18 protein-coding genes are annotated in these 17,082 nt (G+C 60.6%); 7 read left to right on the forward strand and 11 right to left on the reverse strand.

Features of this window, described 5'->3' with window-relative positions:
* Positions 1–4: 4 nt before the first annotated feature.
* Entirely contained in the window at positions 5–484 is a 480-nt protein-coding gene (locus AB4P90_RS27980) for an RNA pyrophosphohydrolase (RefSeq protein WP_003176750.1), read from the reverse strand.
* 143 nt (positions 485–627) lie between these two features.
* Between AB4P90_RS27980 and AB4P90_RS27985 the strand changes: the two genes are divergently transcribed.
* Entirely contained in the window at positions 628–1,284 is a 657-nt protein-coding gene (locus AB4P90_RS27985) for an HAD family phosphatase (RefSeq protein ID WP_073451826.1), read from the forward strand.
* Positions 1,285–1,378: 94 nt separating this feature from the next.
* Here AB4P90_RS27985 and AB4P90_RS27990 read toward each other — a convergent pair whose 3' ends face one another.
* Together AB4P90_RS27990 and ilvA are read right to left on the reverse strand one after the other, a co-directional pair.
* Positions 1,379–1,792, reverse strand: a complete 414-nt coding sequence (locus tag AB4P90_RS27990; protein ID WP_014720366.1) for a DUF2269 family protein — start codon at positions 1,790–1,792, stop codon at positions 1,379–1,381.
* Between the two features lie 40 nt (positions 1,793–1,832).
* Positions 1,833–3,347, reverse strand: coding sequence for a threonine ammonia-lyase, biosynthetic (gene ilvA, locus AB4P90_RS27995; RefSeq protein WP_014720367.1), 1,515 nt, complete (start codon positions 3,345–3,347; stop codon positions 1,833–1,835).
* A 138-nt stretch (positions 3,348–3,485) separates the two neighbouring features.
* Here ilvA and rpiA point away from each other — a divergent pair, with 138 nt between their 5' ends.
* Both rpiA and AB4P90_RS28005 read left to right on the forward strand, forming a co-directional pair.
* Positions 3,486–4,157 (forward strand): ribose-5-phosphate isomerase RpiA, encoded by a 672-nt coding sequence (gene rpiA, locus AB4P90_RS28000; protein ID WP_003195201.1) that lies wholly within the window; start codon positions 3,486–3,488, stop codon positions 4,155–4,157.
* A 333-nt stretch (positions 4,158–4,490) separates the two neighbouring features.
* Positions 4,491–6,437 carry an autotransporter domain-containing protein gene (locus AB4P90_RS28005; protein ID WP_102665879.1) on the forward strand — a complete coding sequence of 649 codons (1,947 nt, stop codon included), beginning with the start codon at positions 4,491–4,493 and terminating at the stop codon, positions 6,435–6,437.
* Here the strand turns inward: AB4P90_RS28005 and AB4P90_RS28010 are convergent, their stop codons facing one another.
* The 4 genes from AB4P90_RS28010 to AB4P90_RS28025 form a co-directional block, all read right to left on the reverse strand.
* The gene (locus tag AB4P90_RS28010) at positions 6,438–7,346 is read right to left on the reverse strand and encodes an SdiA-regulated domain-containing protein (protein ID WP_014720369.1); all 909 of its coding nucleotides are present in this window, start codon (positions 7,344–7,346) and stop codon (positions 6,438–6,440) included. It abuts the gene before it with no gap.
* Between the two features lie 121 nt (positions 7,347–7,467).
* Entirely contained in the window at positions 7,468–8,391 is a 924-nt protein-coding gene (locus tag AB4P90_RS28015; RefSeq protein WP_014720370.1) for an SdiA-regulated domain-containing protein, read from the reverse strand.
* 247 nt (positions 8,392–8,638) lie between these two features.
* Positions 8,639–9,304 (reverse strand): fumarylacetoacetate hydrolase family protein, encoded by a 666-nt coding sequence (locus AB4P90_RS28020; protein WP_014720371.1) that lies wholly within the window; start codon positions 9,302–9,304, stop codon positions 8,639–8,641.
* Positions 9,305–9,326: 22 nt separating this feature from the next.
* Positions 9,327–10,721, reverse strand: a complete 1,395-nt coding sequence (locus tag AB4P90_RS28025) for an FAD-binding oxidoreductase (RefSeq protein ID WP_005792341.1) — start codon at positions 10,719–10,721, stop codon at positions 9,327–9,329.
* 205 nt (positions 10,722–10,926) lie between these two features.
* Between AB4P90_RS28025 and serA the strand changes: the two genes are divergently transcribed.
* Positions 10,927–12,156 carry a phosphoglycerate dehydrogenase gene (gene serA, locus AB4P90_RS28030; RefSeq protein WP_003195214.1) on the forward strand — a complete coding sequence of 410 codons (1,230 nt, stop codon included), beginning with the start codon at positions 10,927–10,929 and terminating at the stop codon, positions 12,154–12,156.
* A 67-nt stretch (positions 12,157–12,223) separates the two neighbouring features.
* On the opposite strand, the gene AB4P90_RS28035 is transcribed toward serA, so the two are convergent.
* Positions 12,224–12,664 carry a DUF4399 domain-containing protein gene (locus tag AB4P90_RS28035; RefSeq protein ID WP_034128985.1) on the reverse strand — a complete coding sequence of 147 codons (441 nt, stop codon included), beginning with the start codon at positions 12,662–12,664 and terminating at the stop codon, positions 12,224–12,226.
* Between the two features lie 134 nt (positions 12,665–12,798).
* On the opposite strand from AB4P90_RS28035, the gene AB4P90_RS28040 reads away from it, so the two are divergent.
* Entirely contained in the window at positions 12,799–13,272 is a 474-nt protein-coding gene (locus AB4P90_RS28040) for a transporter substrate-binding domain-containing protein (RefSeq protein ID WP_032902259.1), read from the forward strand.
* 109 nt (positions 13,273–13,381) lie between these two features.
* On the opposite strand, the gene AB4P90_RS28045 is transcribed toward AB4P90_RS28040, so the two are convergent.
* Together AB4P90_RS28045 and AB4P90_RS28050 are read right to left on the reverse strand one after the other, a co-directional pair.
* Positions 13,382–13,864, reverse strand: a complete 483-nt coding sequence (locus AB4P90_RS28045) for a DUF523 domain-containing protein (protein WP_073451835.1) — start codon at positions 13,862–13,864, stop codon at positions 13,382–13,384.
* A 2-nt stretch (positions 13,865–13,866) separates the two neighbouring features.
* Complete coding sequence (locus tag AB4P90_RS28050) at positions 13,867–14,499, reverse strand: 2OG-Fe(II) oxygenase (protein ID WP_003195222.1); 633 nt, start codon at positions 14,497–14,499, stop codon at positions 13,867–13,869.
* Between the two features lie 131 nt (positions 14,500–14,630).
* Between AB4P90_RS28050 and AB4P90_RS28055 the strand changes: the two genes are divergently transcribed.
* Positions 14,631–15,383 carry a DUF2059 domain-containing protein gene (locus tag AB4P90_RS28055; protein ID WP_014720377.1) on the forward strand — a complete coding sequence of 251 codons (753 nt, stop codon included), beginning with the start codon at positions 14,631–14,633 and terminating at the stop codon, positions 15,381–15,383.
* A gap of 82 nt (positions 15,384–15,465) precedes the next feature.
* Here AB4P90_RS28055 and AB4P90_RS28060 read toward each other — a convergent pair whose 3' ends face one another.
* A complete protein-coding gene (locus AB4P90_RS28060; RefSeq protein WP_014720378.1) occupies positions 15,466–16,407 on the reverse strand; it encodes an alpha/beta hydrolase in 942 nt (313 codons plus the stop codon).
* 98 nt (positions 16,408–16,505) lie between these two features.
* Here AB4P90_RS28060 and AB4P90_RS28065 point away from each other — a divergent pair, with 98 nt between their 5' ends.
* The gene (locus AB4P90_RS28065; protein WP_020301831.1) at positions 16,506–17,081 is read left to right on the forward strand and encodes a DUF6436 domain-containing protein; all 576 of its coding nucleotides are present in this window, start codon (positions 16,506–16,508) and stop codon (positions 17,079–17,081) included.
* Position 17,082: the final 1 nt, after the last annotated feature.

A 17,082-nucleotide genomic window follows, 5' to 3' on the forward strand; every position in this document is an offset into this window, starting at 1 on the left:
GTCGTCAGTCGCGCGCTAAAAGGCGCGGGGCAAGCTCTTTGAGAGCGCGACGATAAACCTCGCGCTTGAATGTCACCACCTGGCCCAACGGATACCAATAGCTGACCCAGCGCCAGCCATCGAACTCCGGTTTACCGGTCAAATCCATCCGCACCCGCTGCTCGTTGGAGATCAGGCGCAAAAGAAACCATTTCTGCTTCTGGCCGATGCACAGCGGTTGGCTGTGGGTACGCACCAGGCGTTGCGGCAAACGATAGCGCAACCAGCCACGGGTACAGGCCAGAATTTGTACATCTTCGCGCTCAAGGCCGACTTCTTCGTTCAACTCACGGTACAAGGCGTCTTCAGGGGTTTCGTCGGGGTTGATTCCACCTTGAGGAAACTGCCAGGCATCTTGGTTGATTCGGCGAGCCCATAGCACCTGTCCGGCATCATTCGTCAGAATAATGCCGACATTAGGACGGAAACCATCGGGGTCGATCACGGCAACAACCTCGCAAACGCATGTCGCCGCATTGTTCCACAAAGGTTGTTCCAGCGGCAACGAGGCTTCTTACCTTATGTGCACTCTTGTGAAAAGACCGTATTCTGGACGCCTTTTTACAGACTTTTCAGCGAGTAACTGCAATGCGCCTGGCTTTATTCGACTTGGACAATACCCTTCTGGGCGGTGACAGCGATCACGCCTGGGGCGATTACCTGTGTGAACGCGGGATTCTCGACGCGGTAGCCTACAAGGCCCGCAACGACGAGTTCTACCAGGACTACCTGGCCGGGCGGCTGGATAACGCCGCCTACTTGAACTTCTGCCTGGAAATCCTCGGCCGCACCGAGATGGCCCAGCTGGACGCGTGGCACAACGACTACATGCGCGACTGCATCGAGCCCATCATGCTCCCGAAGGCCGTTGAACTGCTGGCCAGGCACCGCGCCGCCGGTGACAAGCTGGTGATCATCACCGCCACCAACCGCTTCGTCACCGCGCCGATTGCCGCCCGCCTGGGCGTCGAGACCCTGATCGCCACCGAATGCGAAATGGTGGATGGCCGCTATACCGGGCGCAGCACCGATGTGCCGTGCTTTCGTGAAGGCAAGGTGACGCGTTTGAACCGCTGGTTGGAAGAAACCGGGCATAGCCTGGAAGACAGCTACTTCTACAGCGATTCGATGAATGATTTGCCGTTGCTGGAGCAGGTGACGCACCCGGTGGCAGTGGATCCGGATCAGAATTTGCGCGCCGAGGCTGAAAAGCGTGGTTGGCCGGTGATTACACTGCGCAGCTGATGACGCTATCGCAGGCAAGCCAGCTCCCACATTTGGAATGCATTCCCCTGTGGGAGCTGGCTTGCCTGCGATGAACGCGACGCGGTCTAACGCTTTAAACCGGCTTGGCGCCCATAAGCCCGGCAATCGCCACAAACCCCACCAGGCTGACCACCGCCAGCACCAGGGTGAAATTCAGGCTCCCGCCCTCGCCCTTGCGCAGCCGATTGAGCCGCGCCACCAGCCAGAACCAGGCCAGCGCCGCCACGGTGTAGAGGATGCTGGAGCCCAAGATCCAGGTTTGCCCCAATGGCCAGCCGAGCAGGTGCACCAGCCACCAGCCGGTGAAGGGCATGCTCACCAGGCAAATCCCCATCAGCAGCCATACAAATGCCCAGGGGCGCTGCACGGTCGCGGCCGGGCCGGCGCTGCGTTTACGCCACGCCAATACCGCCAGGCCCAGGCCGCTGAGCAGCAGCAATACGGTGGCGGTGATGTGGATCACCTTGAGGGTGGTCAGCGTTTCCATGGTCTCTATTCCTTATAGGCCGCTCAGTCAGCGTAGTCGCTCAACCGAGGAACAGCTGGTAAGCCGGGTTTTCGCTTTCATCCCAGTACGGGTAACCGATTTGCGCCAACGCGGCAGGCACCAAGTGGCGCTCGTCCGCCGGTACTTGCAAGCCCGCCACCACTCGGCCGTCAGCCGCGCCGTGGTTGCGGTAGTGGAACATCGAGATGTTCCAGCGCCCGCCGAGCTTGTGGAGAAAGTTGAACAACGCCCCCGGCCGCTCCGGGAATTCGAAGCGAAACACCAACTCGTCGCTGACTTTGGCCGCATGCCCGCCGACCATATGGCGAATGTGCAACTTGGCCAGTTCGTTCTCGGTAAGGTCCAGCACCGGGAAACCCTGGCTGGTCAAACTGGCCACCAACGCGCTGCGCGGGTCGTTCTCCGGGTGGGTCTGCACGCCGACGAAAATGTGCGCTTCGCTGCCGGAGTGGTAGCGGTAATTGAATTCGGTGATCTGGCGTTTGCCCACCGCTTCGCAGAAGGCCTTGAAGCTGCCCGGCCGCTCGGGGATGGTCACCGCGATAATGGCTTCACGGCCTTCACCCAGTTCGGCGCGCTCGGCCACATGGCGCAAACGGTCGAAGTTGACGTTGGCGCCCGAGTCAATGGCGACAAAGGTCTGGCCGCTGACACCGCGGGTCTCGACGTATTTTTTGATCCCGGCCACGCCCAGCGCGCCGGCCGGCTCGGTGATGGAGCGAGTGTCATCGTAGATGTCCTTGATCGCCGCACAGATTTCATCGGTGCTGACGGTGATCACTTCATCCACGTAGTCTTTGCAAATGTCGAAGGTGTGCTGGCCGATCTGCGCCACCGCCACGCCGTCGGCGAAGATGCCCACGGTCGGCAATACCACGCGCTCGCCCGCCGCCATGGCGGCTTGCAGGCAGTTGGAATCGTCCGGCTCCACGCCGATGATCTTGATCTCCGGGCGCAGGTATTTCACGTACGCCGCAATCCCGGCGATCAGACCGCCGCCGCCCACCGGTACGAAAATCGCGTCCAGAGGCCCTGGGTGCTGGCGCAGGATTTCCATCGCCACGGTGCCCTGCCCGGCAATGGTGTGCGGATCATCGTAGGGGTGGATGTACACGTAGCCTTTTTCGTCGACCAGCTTGAGCGAGTAGGCCAGGGCTTCCGGAAAGGAATCACCGTGCAGCACCACTTTGCCGCCCCGGGAGCGCACGCCTTCGACCTTGATCTCCGGGGTGGTCTTGGGCATCACGATGGTGGCTTTCACCCCCAGCACCTTGGCCGCCAGGGCCAGGCCCTGGGCATGGTTGCCGGCCGACGCGGTGACGACGCCGCGTGCACGTTCTTCGGCACTGAGCTGGGTCAGCTTGTTGTAGGCGCCGCGAATCTTGAACGAGAACACCGGCTGCAAGTCTTCGCGCTTGAGCCAAATCTTGTTACCCAGCCGCTCGGAGAGCTGGCGGGCAGTCTGCAAGGGGGTTTCCACGGCGATGTCGTAAACACGCGAGGTGAGGATTTTTTTGACGTAGTGTTCAAGCATCGGCAGGCATCTACTTCACGGGTTGGGCAGGGCCAAGGAGTCTAACCCAGCGTTTGGCCGGGCGACCACACGAATCCCGAGGTTTTGTTGGGTTATACTCGCCGCCCTCGTTAATTCCCCGCCCGTTCCGGAGCCCGCATGACCCAGGATCAACTCAAACAGGCAGTGGCCCAGGCCGCTGTCGATTTAATCCTTCCTAAACTCGACGACAAGAGCATCGTCGGTGTCGGCACCGGTTCCACCGCCAACTGCTTCATCGACGCACTGGCCCAGCACAAGGGCGCGTTCGACGGCGCCGTGGCCAGTTCCGAAGCCACCGCCGCCCGTCTCAAGGGCCATGGCATTCCGGTGTACGAGCTCAACACCGTGAGCGACCTGGAGTTCTACGTCGACGGCGCCGATGAAAGCGACGAGCACCTGAACCTGATCAAAGGCGGCGGCGCGGCCCTGACCCGCGAGAAGATTGTCGCGGCCGTGGCCAAGACCTTCATTTGCATCGCCGACGCGAGCAAGCTGGTACCCGTGCTGGGCACGTTCCCACTGCCGGTGGAAGTCATCCCCATGGCCCGCAGCCATGTGGCCCGCGAGCTGGTGAAACTGGGCGGCGACCCGGTGTACCGCGAAGGTGTGTTGACCGACAACGGCAACATCATCCTCGACGTGTTCAATATGCAGATCACCAACCCGGTGGAGCTTGAGACGCAGATCAACGCCATTGTGGGCGTGGTCACCAACGGCCTGTTCGCGGCGCGCCCGGCGGATGTATTGCTGCTGGGTACCCCGGAAGGCGTGAAAACCCTCAAGGCCTGACCCTGTGGGAGCCGGGCTTGCCCGCGATGCAGACGACTCGGTGTATCAATGAATACCGAGGCGATGCCATCGCAGGCAAGCCAGCTCCCACATGTGTTTGCGCTCGACTCTAGAGCGATGTAACAAAAACGCTACTTTTCGCAGCACTCCTCGCCAAAACCGTGCGCTCTGTCACGGCACCCCCTGCCCCGCCTGGTATCCAATCCGTTACAAATTACAGCCACGCGACCCACGCGTTTAACAATGCGCCAATTCGCAGCCGCCCATGGAATGAGGCGCGCATTGTGCAAAGGGTCTGGGCTTGCACATTCCCATCACCTCAAGGAAGACCTTGTGATAAAGCCTCTAGCCTTCGCCATCAGCGTTGCCGGTGCCCTGCTGTCCACGCCTACCCAGGCCTACGATTACGGCCAGCACGCCAACACCACCCTGGAAAAACTGATCAACGACTACCCTGGCCGATATCGCGGCACGGCAAATTTTGCCGGGGCAGCCGACTGGATGCAGAGCCAGATGGGCACGGCCTATAGCATCAGCCGTCAGGACTTCACCTGGAACAACGGCAGCCGGGCTTCGCAAAACGTGGTGGCCTCTGCCGCTGGTACCAAGGCCCAGTACGTGGTGATTGGCGCGCATTTCGACACTTACTTCGGCCGCCCGACCCTGCAAGGCCTGGATGACAACGGTTCCGGCGCCAGCGTGCTGACCGAGGTGGCGAAGAACCTCAGCGGCTTGTCACTGGAAAATGGCCTGCAGGTAGTGGGCTTCGGCGCCGAAGAAGAAGGCCTGCGCGGCTCCCGTGCCTTTGTCGACTCACTCAACACCAGCCAGCGCGCCAACATGCTCGCGATGATCAACCTCGACAGCCTGATCACCGGCGACATGATGTACGCCCACGCCGGCCAGAACAGCACCGCCAACCCGGCCTTGGCCTCCTTGCGCGAGCACACCTTCCAGATCGCCAGGGAATTGAACATCCCCTTATTCAGCAACCCCGGCCTGGACCCGCAGTACCCGAAGGGCACCGGCTGCTGCAGCGATGGTGAAGCGTTTGAACCGCTGAATATCCCGATCCTTTATATAGAGGCCACCAACTGGGAACTGGGCGACCTGGACGGCTACACCCAGACCGACAACCCGAAAATCCCCGGCGGCTCGACCTGGCACGACCCGAACGAAGACAACAAAGCCGTGCTGACCGATGCATTCGGCCAGGCGCGCATCGACCAGCGCCTGCGCGACTATTCACGCCTGCTCAGCCGCCTGGTGCTGGAACTGACCAACGCCGACCTGATGGCCTCGACCGCTTCTGGCGGTGCCGTTGCGCGCAATATGCAAGACAACCTGCAGCGCCAGCATCAGGCCCTGGTGCGCCTGCATGATCGCCGTTGGCTGACCCTGCAAGCGGCCAGCCGCGGGGTCGGCAGCTTCGATGGCGAGATCGGCGTGGATGGCGAATACAACCCGGACAGCGGCTTCGACACGGCCCCCAACCCCGAAGCCCGGCGCGTGGGCCTGCATGCCCTCGGCGACTACCAACTGACTTCAAGCCTGAATATCGGCGCCAGCCTCAGCTACCTCAATGGGCGCGACAAACTGGAGCATCGCGGCAAGCTCGACAGCGACACCTGGCAGGCAGCCGTCTATGCACTGCTCAACGATGGCGGGCCACGCTGGCTGGCCGGTGACCTGAGCGTGGGCCACACGCGCTTCGACTCCAAGCGCAACCTGGTCATCCAGGCCAATGGCGGGCCGATCCTGCTCAACCAGCAACTGACGGGCGATACCGATGCCCTGGCGTTGGGCGCACGGGTGCTGGGTGGCTATGACTTTGACTTTGGCGCGATCAAGAGCGGGCCGTTCGCCGGCCTGGACTACAGCCATTACCGCATCGACAAGTTCCACGAAAAGCAGAACCTGCGCACGGCCCTGGAGTACGAAGAGCAGTCTTTCGACTCCCTGGAAGCCAGCCTCGGCTGGCGCGTGCGCGGCGCTGTTGCCCTGCCCTATGGCCTGAACCTGATGCCCTACGGCGACATCGCCTGGGTCAAGGAATTGGCCGACGGCCGCCTGGACGACCTGCAACTCACCGCACGCGCCGATGGCCAGGCCCGCACCGCCAGGCTGGGCTCAGTGGATAAGAGCTTCGCTCGCGCACAACTGGGCAGCCAACTGGCGATCACCCCACAGTTGGGCGTGTTTGCCGAGGTCAATGGCCGCCTCGGGCATGCTGAGGGCAGCCAGACCGGTTATTCGCTGGGTGTGCAATGGATGTTCTGATCAGGGTTTCTTGAACACGTAAAACAGGTTGGGCTCGCTGACCATGTACAGCGTGCCGTCGTCATCCATGGCGATCCCTTCGGCCTGGGGCACGCGCTTGCTCAGGCCATGGCGCCCTTTAAGCAACGACAGACTGCTTAGAGGGCGACCATCAATATCCAGCTCCAAGACCAGGAACGACTCATCCGACAGCGCCAACAGATGGCCACTGCGCTCGTCGTATTGCAGGCTCGACAGGTCGCGCACAAACAGGCCGGCATCGCGCTTGGGGTTGTTGATCACATGTACCGAATAGGTTTTTTCCGGCTTGAAATGGGGAAACCCGTGCACCTCGTAGATCAGCATGGGGTCGCGTTCCTTGGCCACGAACAAGCGCTTGCCCACCGAGTCGTAGGCCAACCCTTCAAAGCCCTTGTTGCCGCCGACGTGCACGCCCAGGGTCATTTGCTCCGCATCGGCGGCGTCGAGGAACTTGGTGTCATCGTCCACATGCACTTTGATCAAGCGCTGCTGGCGCTCATCGCTGATGACGTAGATGTTGTCGCTGATAAATTCCACCGCTTCGGCATCGCCAAAGCCCACCAGCGGAATGCGCCGCAGGATCTTGCCCTCCAGCGACAACTCGACCAGTTCGGCGTTTTTATTGGTGACAGTAAACAGGCTTTTGCGCACGGGGTCGTAGGTCAGGGCCGAGACATCGTCGTCGAGCCCTTCGATCACCTGGCCTTCGAGGGTGACACGGTAGTCCGCCAGGCCAATGGCGCGCTCATCCGCAGGCTGGTACCACACCTGCCAGTTGAACCAGGCGCGTTCGAACAGACGGAACTGCTGTGCCACCAGCCCGGCAGTGACCAGGGCGAGCAACAGCAGGATAAAAACAGCAGGTTTAGGGCGGGCAAGTCGACGCATCGGGGCGGGCTCAGAGAAAAAACTGGCGAATAGATATCAAGGTCACCTGAATTTAAACTTAAACGCACCGGACTGCCTGGCGAATGCCGTTTATAAAGAAAACTCTGACGTAATTCGTCAGTTATTTCTGCTTTTCAAAGCGATAGAACAGGTTTGGCTCACTGACCATGTACAGGTTGCCGCTCTCGTCCATGGTCACGCCTTCGGCACGGGGGATCGTGTCTTTCAGGCCATTGAAGCCGCCAAGCAAGGTCATGAAGCTGACTTGCTCGCCCGTTTCATCCAGTTCCAGCAGCAGGTGGGAATCGGCCGACAGCACCAGCAAATGTCCGGTACGTGGGTCGATGGACAGGGCCGACAGGTTGCGCACATCCAGTTCGGTGCTGGCCAGTTTTTGCTTGTCGCCGGTCAGCGTATTGCCATCGCTTTTCCAGGTGAACAGGGCCGGGGGACGTTCTTCGCCCAGCACCAACTGCTGGTTGCGCTTGTCCCAGGTAACGGCCTCAAAGGCTTTGTTCTGATCTTTGGACGGGCCCAGGTCATAACTGGGGAAATCGGCCTTGTTCAGCGCCGTAGTGCCGGCGTCGACCTTGACCACGGTCAGGCTGTGATCGCGTTCATCGACCACCGCCATCAAGCCGTTTTCCATCACTGCCACGCCTTCCGGATTGTTCCAACCGTTGAGCGGCATTTTGCGCAACACATCGCCTTGCAGGCTCAGTTCGACCAGGAAGGGATTCTTGCCCATCACTGAAAACAGGGTTTTGGTCTGCGGGTTATAGGACAGGTCTGATGCCTCGTCCTTCTCCATACCGGGCAGCAACTTGGCGTCGATCACCGCGTGATAGTCCGGCAGCCACACACTTTCCCGGCGTTCGGCCGAACTCTCGAAACGCTCCAGCACCCACAGCAGGCCGCGATCATCCCAGTGCATGGCCCAGGCGATGCCATACAAAATGGCACCAGCCAAAAATACCCAGGAATACCAGCGCATGGACAAGCGAGAGCGAAGCGAGGTTTTCGAAGTGGGCAGAGGCACGACCATTGAGCGCTTTTCCGGAAAGTCAGCTGTAGGGGATAGCACAGGATTCAAGGACCCGCGCGCAAGAGCAGGAAATTATCCGGATAGTGTGTGAAAAAAATGCAAAACGCTGGATCCTGCAGATGTACACAAACAACTGTGGGAGCGGGCTTGCCCGCGATTAAGGGCGTTCAGTCAACTATTCAGTGACTGTCACACCGCCATCGCGGGCAAGCCCGCTCCCACAGTTTGATCGCAGTTTGGCAGTGATTTAGCGCACAACGCTTTCGAAGCGATTGACACCCGCCAGCTCCAACACCACTTCATCCCCCACATTCAACGGGCCAACGCCCGCCGGGGTGCCGGTCAGGATCACGTCGCCCGCTTGGAGGGAGAAGCAACCCGCCATGTACTGAATCATCGGCACAATCGGGTTAAGCATCTGCGCGCTGTTGCCGTCCTGGCGCAATTCGCCGTTGATGCTCAGGCGAATGCCGATATCGGTCACGTCCGCAAAGGTACTGCTGACCACGAAGGGGGCAATCACCGCCGCGCCATCGAAAGACTTGGCGATTTCCCACGGCAAGCCCTTGGCTTTGAGCTCGGCCTGTTTGTCGCGCAGGGTCAGGTCCAGGGCCGGAGCGAAGCCGGAGATGGCGTCCAGCACTTCTTCCCGGCTCGGCTTGGCGGACAAAGGCTTGCCGATCAATACGGCGATTTCCGCTTCGTAGTGCACCGAACCACGCTCGGTCGGAATGGCAAAGCCACCTTCCAACGGTACCACGCAGCTGCCCGGCTTGATGAACAGCAGCGGCTCGGTGGGTACCGGGTTGTCCAGTTCCTTGGCGTGTTCGGCGTAGTTACGCCCGATGCACACCACTTTACCCACCGGGAAGTGGATGTTGGTGCCGTCGACATACTTGTGCTGGTAGCTCATGGAACGACTCCTTCAGGTGCGGTTAAACAGCGAAGATCTTGCCGGGGTTCATGATCCCGTTAGGGTCGAACACGGCTTTGACGGCCTTCATGTATTCGATTTCAACCGGTGAACGGCTGTAGGTCAGGTAATCGCGCTTGGTCATGCCCACGCCGTGTTCGGCGGAGATCGAGCCGTTGTACTTGGCGACGGTCTCGAATACCCACTTGTTAACGGTGGCGCACTTGGCGAAAAACTCATCCTTGCTCAGGTTTTCCGGCTTGAGGATGTTCAGGTGCAGGTTGCCGTCACCGATATGGCCGAACCAGACGATTTCGAAGTCCGGGTAGTGTTCACCGACGATCGCGTCAATTTCGCTCAGGAACGCTGGCACTTTCGACACGGTCACCGAGATGTCGTTCTTGTACGGCGTCCAGTGGGAAATGGTTTCGGAGATGTACTCGCGCAGTTTCCACAGGTTGTGCAGCTGGGTTTCGCTCTGGCTCATCACGCCATCCAGCACCCAGCCCTGCTCCACGCAATGTTCGAACGTTTCCAGGGCGTGGTTGGCGACTTCTTCGGTGGTGGCTTCGAATTCCAGCAGGGCGTAGAACGGGCACTCGGTTTCGAACGGCGCCGGCACGTCGCCACGACCAAGGACTTTGGCCAGGGCTTTGTCCGAGAAGAATTCGAAGGCGGTCAGGTCCAGTTTGCTCTGGAAGGCGTGCAGCACCGGCATGATCGAGTCGAAATCAGTCGTGCCGAGCACCATTGCCGTGAGGTTCTTTGGCGCACGGTCCAGGCGCATGGTGGCTTCGACCACAAAGCCCAGGGTGCCTTCGGCGCCGATAAACAGCTGGCGCATGTCGTAGCCGGTGGCGTTTTTGATCAGGTCGCGGTTCAGCTCCAGCACATCGCCTTTGCCGGTGACGACCTTCATGCCGGCCACCCAGTTGCGGGTCATACCGTAGCGAATTACTTTGATCCCGCCGGCATTGGTGCCGATATTGCCGCCAATCTGGCTGGAACCGGACGAGGCGAAGTCCACCGGATAATACAGGCCGTTTTCTTCAGCGACGTTCTGCAGTTGCTTGGTCACCACACCCGGCTGGCACACGGCGGTGCGGTCGGTGAGGTTCACGTCGAGGATCTGGTTCATATAGTCGAACGACACCACCACTTCGCCATTGGCGGCAACGGCAGCAGCCGACAGACCGGTGCGCCCGCCCGAGGGCACCAGCGCCACCTTGTGCTCATTGGCCCACCGCACGATGGCCTGTACCTGCTCGGTGGTCTTGGGGAACACGATGGCGCTAGGTGCGGGAGCGAAGTGCTTGGTCCAATCCTTGCCGTAAGCCTCCAGGGAGTCGGCGTCGGTCAGCACTTTGCCGGGCTCAACCAGGGTCTTTAGCTCATCAATCAGGGCAGGATGGGTCATCGACAGAACTCTCGAACAATTCATGGTCATCCTGAGAACGCTTCACGTCGCAGGAATAGGTGTTTAGCGGGGTGCGTATGCTAGCATACCGCCCCCGCAGGACAGACCCAAAGGGCGTTTCTGCGGTGACGGCTTTCCTGCCGTCCGGGTCAGCTTGCGCTGCTCGACTCCCTGCCAATTTTCTCCGGGATACAGGTTTACGCAGATGAGCAAGACTTCTCTCGATAAGAGCAAGATCAAGTTCCTTCTTCTGGAAGGCGTCCACCCATCGGCTGTCGACGTTCTGAAAGCCGCCGGGTACACCAGCATTGAGTACATCACCAGTTCTCTGCCGGAAGCCCAGCTCAAGGAAAAGATCGCCGACGCGCACTTTATCGGCATTCGCTCCCGCACTCAGCTGACCGAAGAGATCTTCGACCACGCCAAGAAACTCGTGGCTGTCGGCTGTTTCTGCATCGGCACCAACCAGGTCGATCTCAATGCAGCGCGCGAGCGCGGCATCGCGGTGTTCAATGCACCGTACTCCAACACCCGTTCCGTGGCGGAGCTGGTGCTGGCCGAGGCCATCCTGCTGCTGCGCGGTATCCCTGAGAAGAACGCTTCCTGCCACCGTGGCGGCTGGATCAAGAGCGCGGCCAACTCCTTCGAAATCCGCGGCAAGAAGCTGGGCATCGTCGGCTACGGCTCGATCGGCACGCAACTGTCGGTGTTGGCTGAAGGCCTGGGCATGCAGGTGTTCTTCTACGACACCCTGACCAAGCTGCCATTGGGCAACGCCACCCAAGTGGCCAGCCTGACCGAGCTGCTGGGCATGTCCGACATCGTCACCCTGCACGTTCCGGAAACGGCCGAGACCCAGTGGATGATCGGTGAGAAGGAAATCCGCGCGATCAAGAAAGGCGGGATCCTGATCAACGCCGCTCGCGGCACCGTGGTCGAGCTGGATGCCCTGGCCGACGCGATCAAGGACAAGCACCTGATCGGCGCTGCCATCGACGTGTTCCCGGTGGAGCCGCGCTCCAACGATGACATCTTCGAAAGCCCGCTGCGTGGCCTGGACAACGTGATCCTGACCCCGCACATCGGCGGCTCCACCGCTGAAGCCCAAGCCAACATCGGCCTGGAAGTCTCGGAAAAACTGGTCAAGTACAGCGACAACGGTACCTCGGTATCGTCGGTCAACTTCCCGGAAGTGGCCCTGCCGGCTCACCCGGGCAAGCACCGTCTGCTGCACATCCACCAGAACATCCCTGGCGTGATGATGGAGATCAACAAGGTCTTCGCCGAAAACGGCATCAACATCTCCGGTCAGTTCCTGCAGACCAACGAGAAGGTCGGCTACGTGGTGATCGACGTCGACGCCGAGTACTCGGACCTGGCGCAAGAGAAGCTGCAGCACATCAACGGCACTATTCGTAGCCGCGTGTTGTTCTAAGGCTTCAAGCGCTGGATAAAAAATGGGAGACCCGCAGGGGTCTCCCATTTTTTTGCCCGAATAACGCTTATTTGACGTTAACGGTGATCACTTTCGAGGCGACTGTGGGTTCGAACTGGCGATGCACGTTGTCGCCGGCCACCAGTTGCAGGGTGTGCTTGCCTGGCGTCAGGGTCAGCTCGGTTTCGGTCTGCGCCTTGCCGAAGTGAATCGAGGTAGGCGTGGCCGGGATCGCCTCATTGGCGTTGAGCGACTCCACCTTCTGGTCTACCAACAGATGGTGGTGCCCGGCGTTAGGCACTTGCTTGTCGATCGGTTCCAGGTCCAGCTTCTTGACGCCGAATTTGACGGTGAAGGTTTTATCAACGGTGGCGCCATCTTTCGGCGAGACGATGAACACTTCGGCACCTTCAGGCGCAGGTGTACGAGGAAGGTCTGCGGCACTGGCCAACATCGAGGTACCCAGCAAAAGGCTGGCAATCGTTGCACGGGACAAAAGGGCTTTCATTCGCTTCTCCAGTTTTTCGGTGAAATCTGTAGGGTTATGACAACTTCGCGATAAATTGCGGTCCAAGGCACCCGACACCATAACAAAACGTTGCTGAACGGCGTCTCGCCTGTACGAATTCTTTAGGAGTGACCATGCGCTTTTCGCCTGGCCTGTTGCTGTTGCTTCCTCTTCTGAGCCCCTTGGCTCATGCCGAACTGATTGACGACGTCAATGATCGCGGTGAACTGCGCATCGCCCTGGAAGCCAACACCCCGCCGTACAATTTCAAAGAGGGCGACAAACTCGCAGGCTTTGAAGTGGAGCTGGGTGAACTGCTGGCCAAGGAGATGGAGGTGCGCTCCTCGTTTATTACCACCGATAACGCGGACCTGCTGTCCGGTGTGGAAACCGGCAAGTACGACGTGGCCATTAACCATATGGCTATGACTGCCGAGCTTGAGGATCGTTTCGATTTCAGTGAGCCTTACCACCAGAAGCCGGCATTGGCGATCCCGTTCCAGAAGGGCAACCCGGCGTTCAAGACCAGTTTGAACGGGGCGTTGAAGCGGGTTAAGGACGATGGCCGGTTGAAGGCGCTGGCGCAGAAATGGCTCAAGGTGCAATAAAATGTGGGAGCTGGCTTGCCTGCGATAGCGGTCTGTCAGTTACACATAAGGTGCTGATACACCGCTATCGCAGGCAAGCCAGCTCCCACACTTGATCTGTTTAAACTTCTTAAAGCTGCGTGAGGGCAATTGCCGCCTGTGGCAACTCCAACTCACTGAACACCTGCACACCATGGCGCTTGAGCAGCGCCGCCGTGACGCCTTCGCCACTGACCTTCACCCCGCTGAAGGTGCCGTCATAGGTCAACAGATTGCCGCAGGATGGGCTGTTGGCCTTGAGAATGGCGATGCGGATGTGATGGCGTTGCACCAGCGCCAAGGCTTGGCGGGCACCGTCGAGAAAGGCGCTGGTGAAGTCTTCGCCCTCGGCCGTCAGCACCTGGGCGCGGCCTTCCCACACGTCGATGCCCTGCCCGCCTGGGATTTCGGCCGATGGCCGCGGTGTGGGCAAGCCCCCCGCCACTTCCGGGCAGATGGCAACCACGCGGCCTTCAGCTTGCCACGCTGCCAGTGGGTCGAATGGGCCGCTGGCCCCGCCGTCGTAGCGCACCTTGTGCCCGAGCAGGCAGCGGCTGACCAGAATCTTTTCCATGTTTAAAACGGCTCGTTGCCCCGCCGGCGAAACCAGCCCGTCAAGGACAGGCGTTCGCGCGTAGCGGGCAGGACTTCGTGAGGCACCTCGCCCGACAGGAATACCACCAGGCAACCCCCGGTGGGCACCACGTCGTATTCGACACCGCCCTTGAGGTACATGCGCAGTTGGCCGCCATGCTCGGGCAGCCAGGCGTCGTTCAAGTAGATCACCGCCGAGACCATGCGCCGGTCATCGTCGCGAAAACGGTCTACATGCTTGAGGTAAAACGCGCCCGGCGGGTACATCGCGAAGTGGCTTTCGAAATCTTCCAGGCCCAGGAACAGGCTGCGATTCATCGCCAGGCGCAGGCCGTCCATCACGCCCATGTAGGTGTCGCAGATAGGCGCGTCCCCCTCCTCCAACCACTGGATATGGTCACCGCGAATGCCTTCGCGAATCTCCTGGGCCGGCCCACGCCCTACCGCTGCGGGCGCCAGCTCACCCTGCGCCGCACGTTTACGGCACTCAGCCGCCAGCTCCAGGGTCAGAGCCTGGGGCAGGAAGCCATTTTGCTGCGACCAGCCTTTTTCGGCCAAGTCGTCGACGATGCGTTGCAGCAGCGGGTGATCGAGGGGTATTTGCATGGCGCGCATAGTATCCATACGCCTGAAAATCCGACAGCGCCGTTGAGCGTCTGAATGCACTTTAGTCAGGTGACCGATAGGACTTCTCGACAAATCCTACGCCCGACACGGACAATAGTGGCCGACTGACAGGAGTCCTTATGCGTCGTTTGTTTTTTTCTGTGTTGATGTTCTGCGTTTTGCCCGCCTGGGCAGACGGCCATGACCAGTTGTACAAGGTCGCCGGCTGGGCCGAACAACGTGCGCACTTCAATGACGCCCTCAGTGCCGCCCAGCAGCGCTACCGCAATAGCCTGCCGCCGGTGGTGTACCAGGCGCTGGTGGACAACAGCAATAAACGCTTTGCCGCCCAGGCCATGGACCAGCGTGCCGAGGCGCAACTGCGCAAGCACTTGCCAGACCCGAAACCTGCCCTGGCGTTTTTCCAGTCGCCCCTGGGCCGCAAGATCGTCGCCGCTGAGTTGCTGGCCACGCGCCGCGATCAACTGGCGAAAAACGCACAGGGTCTGCCCAAACTCGAAGCCGATGCCACCCGCAGCCTGATCATCGGCCACCTGGCCCAGGCCCTGCCCGCCCGCGAGGCCGGTGCCGAGGTCAGCCTGGCGATTGCAGGCGTGGCGGCCGACAGCTTGAGCCAGATGATCCCCGGCCTGCTCGGCGGTAGCCAGGCGCAAGGAATGTTGAATGGCCAGCGCGAGCGGTTGATGCAGCAGATCGACAAGGATTTGAACAATACCTTGCTGTATGTCTATCGGGATTTGTCCGACCCTGAGCTGGAAGAGTTCGCCACCTTTGCCGAGTCGCCGGAGGGCAAGGCGTATTACCAGGCTGCCCTGGCGGCCATTCGCGCAGGGCTGGCTGTCGGCCAAAGCACCTCAAGCCTGACGCAGTAAACCCTGTGGGAGCTGGCCTGCGATTGCGATCTGTCAGTGACACCGCTATCGCAGGCAAGCCAGCTCCCACATTTGAACCGCGTTATTTCAGGTGATCCGTGAGGAAGTTAAAATATGCTTCGCGAATCTGCGGAATTTCATTGGCCAAGTGATGCCGACCCCGCTTGAGCATCAACACCTCAGGCCGGTCGAACTTACCTCGCAACACCTGCAAATTGTGCTGCCAGTCCACCGTCATATCTTCCTCACCCTGCACGATCACCGGGCGCCGGGGGCTGCGTGGTGCGGCTTCGATGCGTTTGATCCAGCGCGCCAGCGACCCCACCCAGGCGGTAGGCAGCTGGCGAGGCTGTAGCGGGTCGGCTTCCAGGAACGGCTTGAACGCAGGGTCGTTGGAGTTATCGCTGAAACGCCGGGCGATGCCTTTGACGAACGGGCGCAGCAGGTAATAGCTGACCTGGGACCAACCCCAGGCACGCGGCCGCACCAAAGGCGACAGCAGGAAAGTCTTGCCCTGGGCCGGACTCTGGGCGCCGTGGTGGAGCAGATGGTCCACCACGATGGCGCCGCCGGTGCTTTGCCCGAACAGGTGCCAGGGTTGCGGCAATTGCAGCGCCTTGGCCTCGACGAACAAGGCCTGCACCACGCTCTGGTACACCGCAAAGTCATCGATGCTGGCGCGCACGCCGCTGGACAAGCCATGGCCAGGCAGGTCGCAGGCGATCACCACGAAGCCCTGGTCCAACGCCCAATCCACCACATGGCGATACAGCCCCATGTGATCGTAGAAACCGTGGAACAGGAACATGGTCGCGACCGGCGCTGGCGGCCACCAGACCTGGGCCACCACCTCGAACCCATCCACCTGCAAGCGCCCCAGGCGGCTCACCGCCGGCACCTGACGTGCGGCCAGGTCGAGCCCGTAGAAACGCTGGTAAACCCTCGCCTCGGCTGACAGCGGCTGCGCATCCACCAGGGGGCGCAAGCTTTCGCGCAGATGATCAGGGTCAAAGGTGACGGGCATAAAGGCTTCCAGACTTGCGGTGAAGATGAATATCGAGCTGCGATATTCATCTGTCAGGACAAGCATGGCAAGCTACGCGACCTGTGAGGATACATCCAATGCGACCGCCCTACCGTAACGCCCTGTTCGCCAGCCTGATCCTGGTTATCTGCGCCGGGGTGCTGTGGGCGGCCTATGACTGGTTCCAAGGCCGCTACCTGCGTGCCTTCAGCGAACACACCGCGGTATTTTCCGGCGATGCGCTGCAACTGCCCGCCGCCCTCAGTGGCCCGGGCCCGATTCGCCTGGTGCACTTCTGGGACCCGGCCTGCCCGTGCAATGTCGGTAACCAGCAGCACCTGGGCGAGTTGATCGAGCAGTACGCGCCCCAAGGGGTGGAGTTCTATGCCCTGCAAAAACCCGGCAGCCACGGCCAGTTGCCCGAGAACCTGCGCCACATGAAAGTCCTCGATGCCCTCCCCGGCGCGGACCAGATCCCCGCCAGCCCGGCCGTGGGCATTTGGGATCGCACCGGCAAGCTGGCGTATTTCGGCCCCTACAGCGAAGGCCTGACGTGCAACGCCAGCAACAGTTTTATCGAGCCGATCCTCAAGGCGCTTGGAACCGGACGCGAAGTGAATGCCACTCACACCCTCGCGGTAGGCTGCTATTGTTCGTGGCCTAAGGATCTGTAGC

The organism is Pseudomonas sp. B16120, from assembly GCF_044218845.1.
Taxonomy (GTDB): Bacteria; Pseudomonadota; Gammaproteobacteria; order Pseudomonadales; family Pseudomonadaceae; genus Aquipseudomonas; species Aquipseudomonas paracarnis.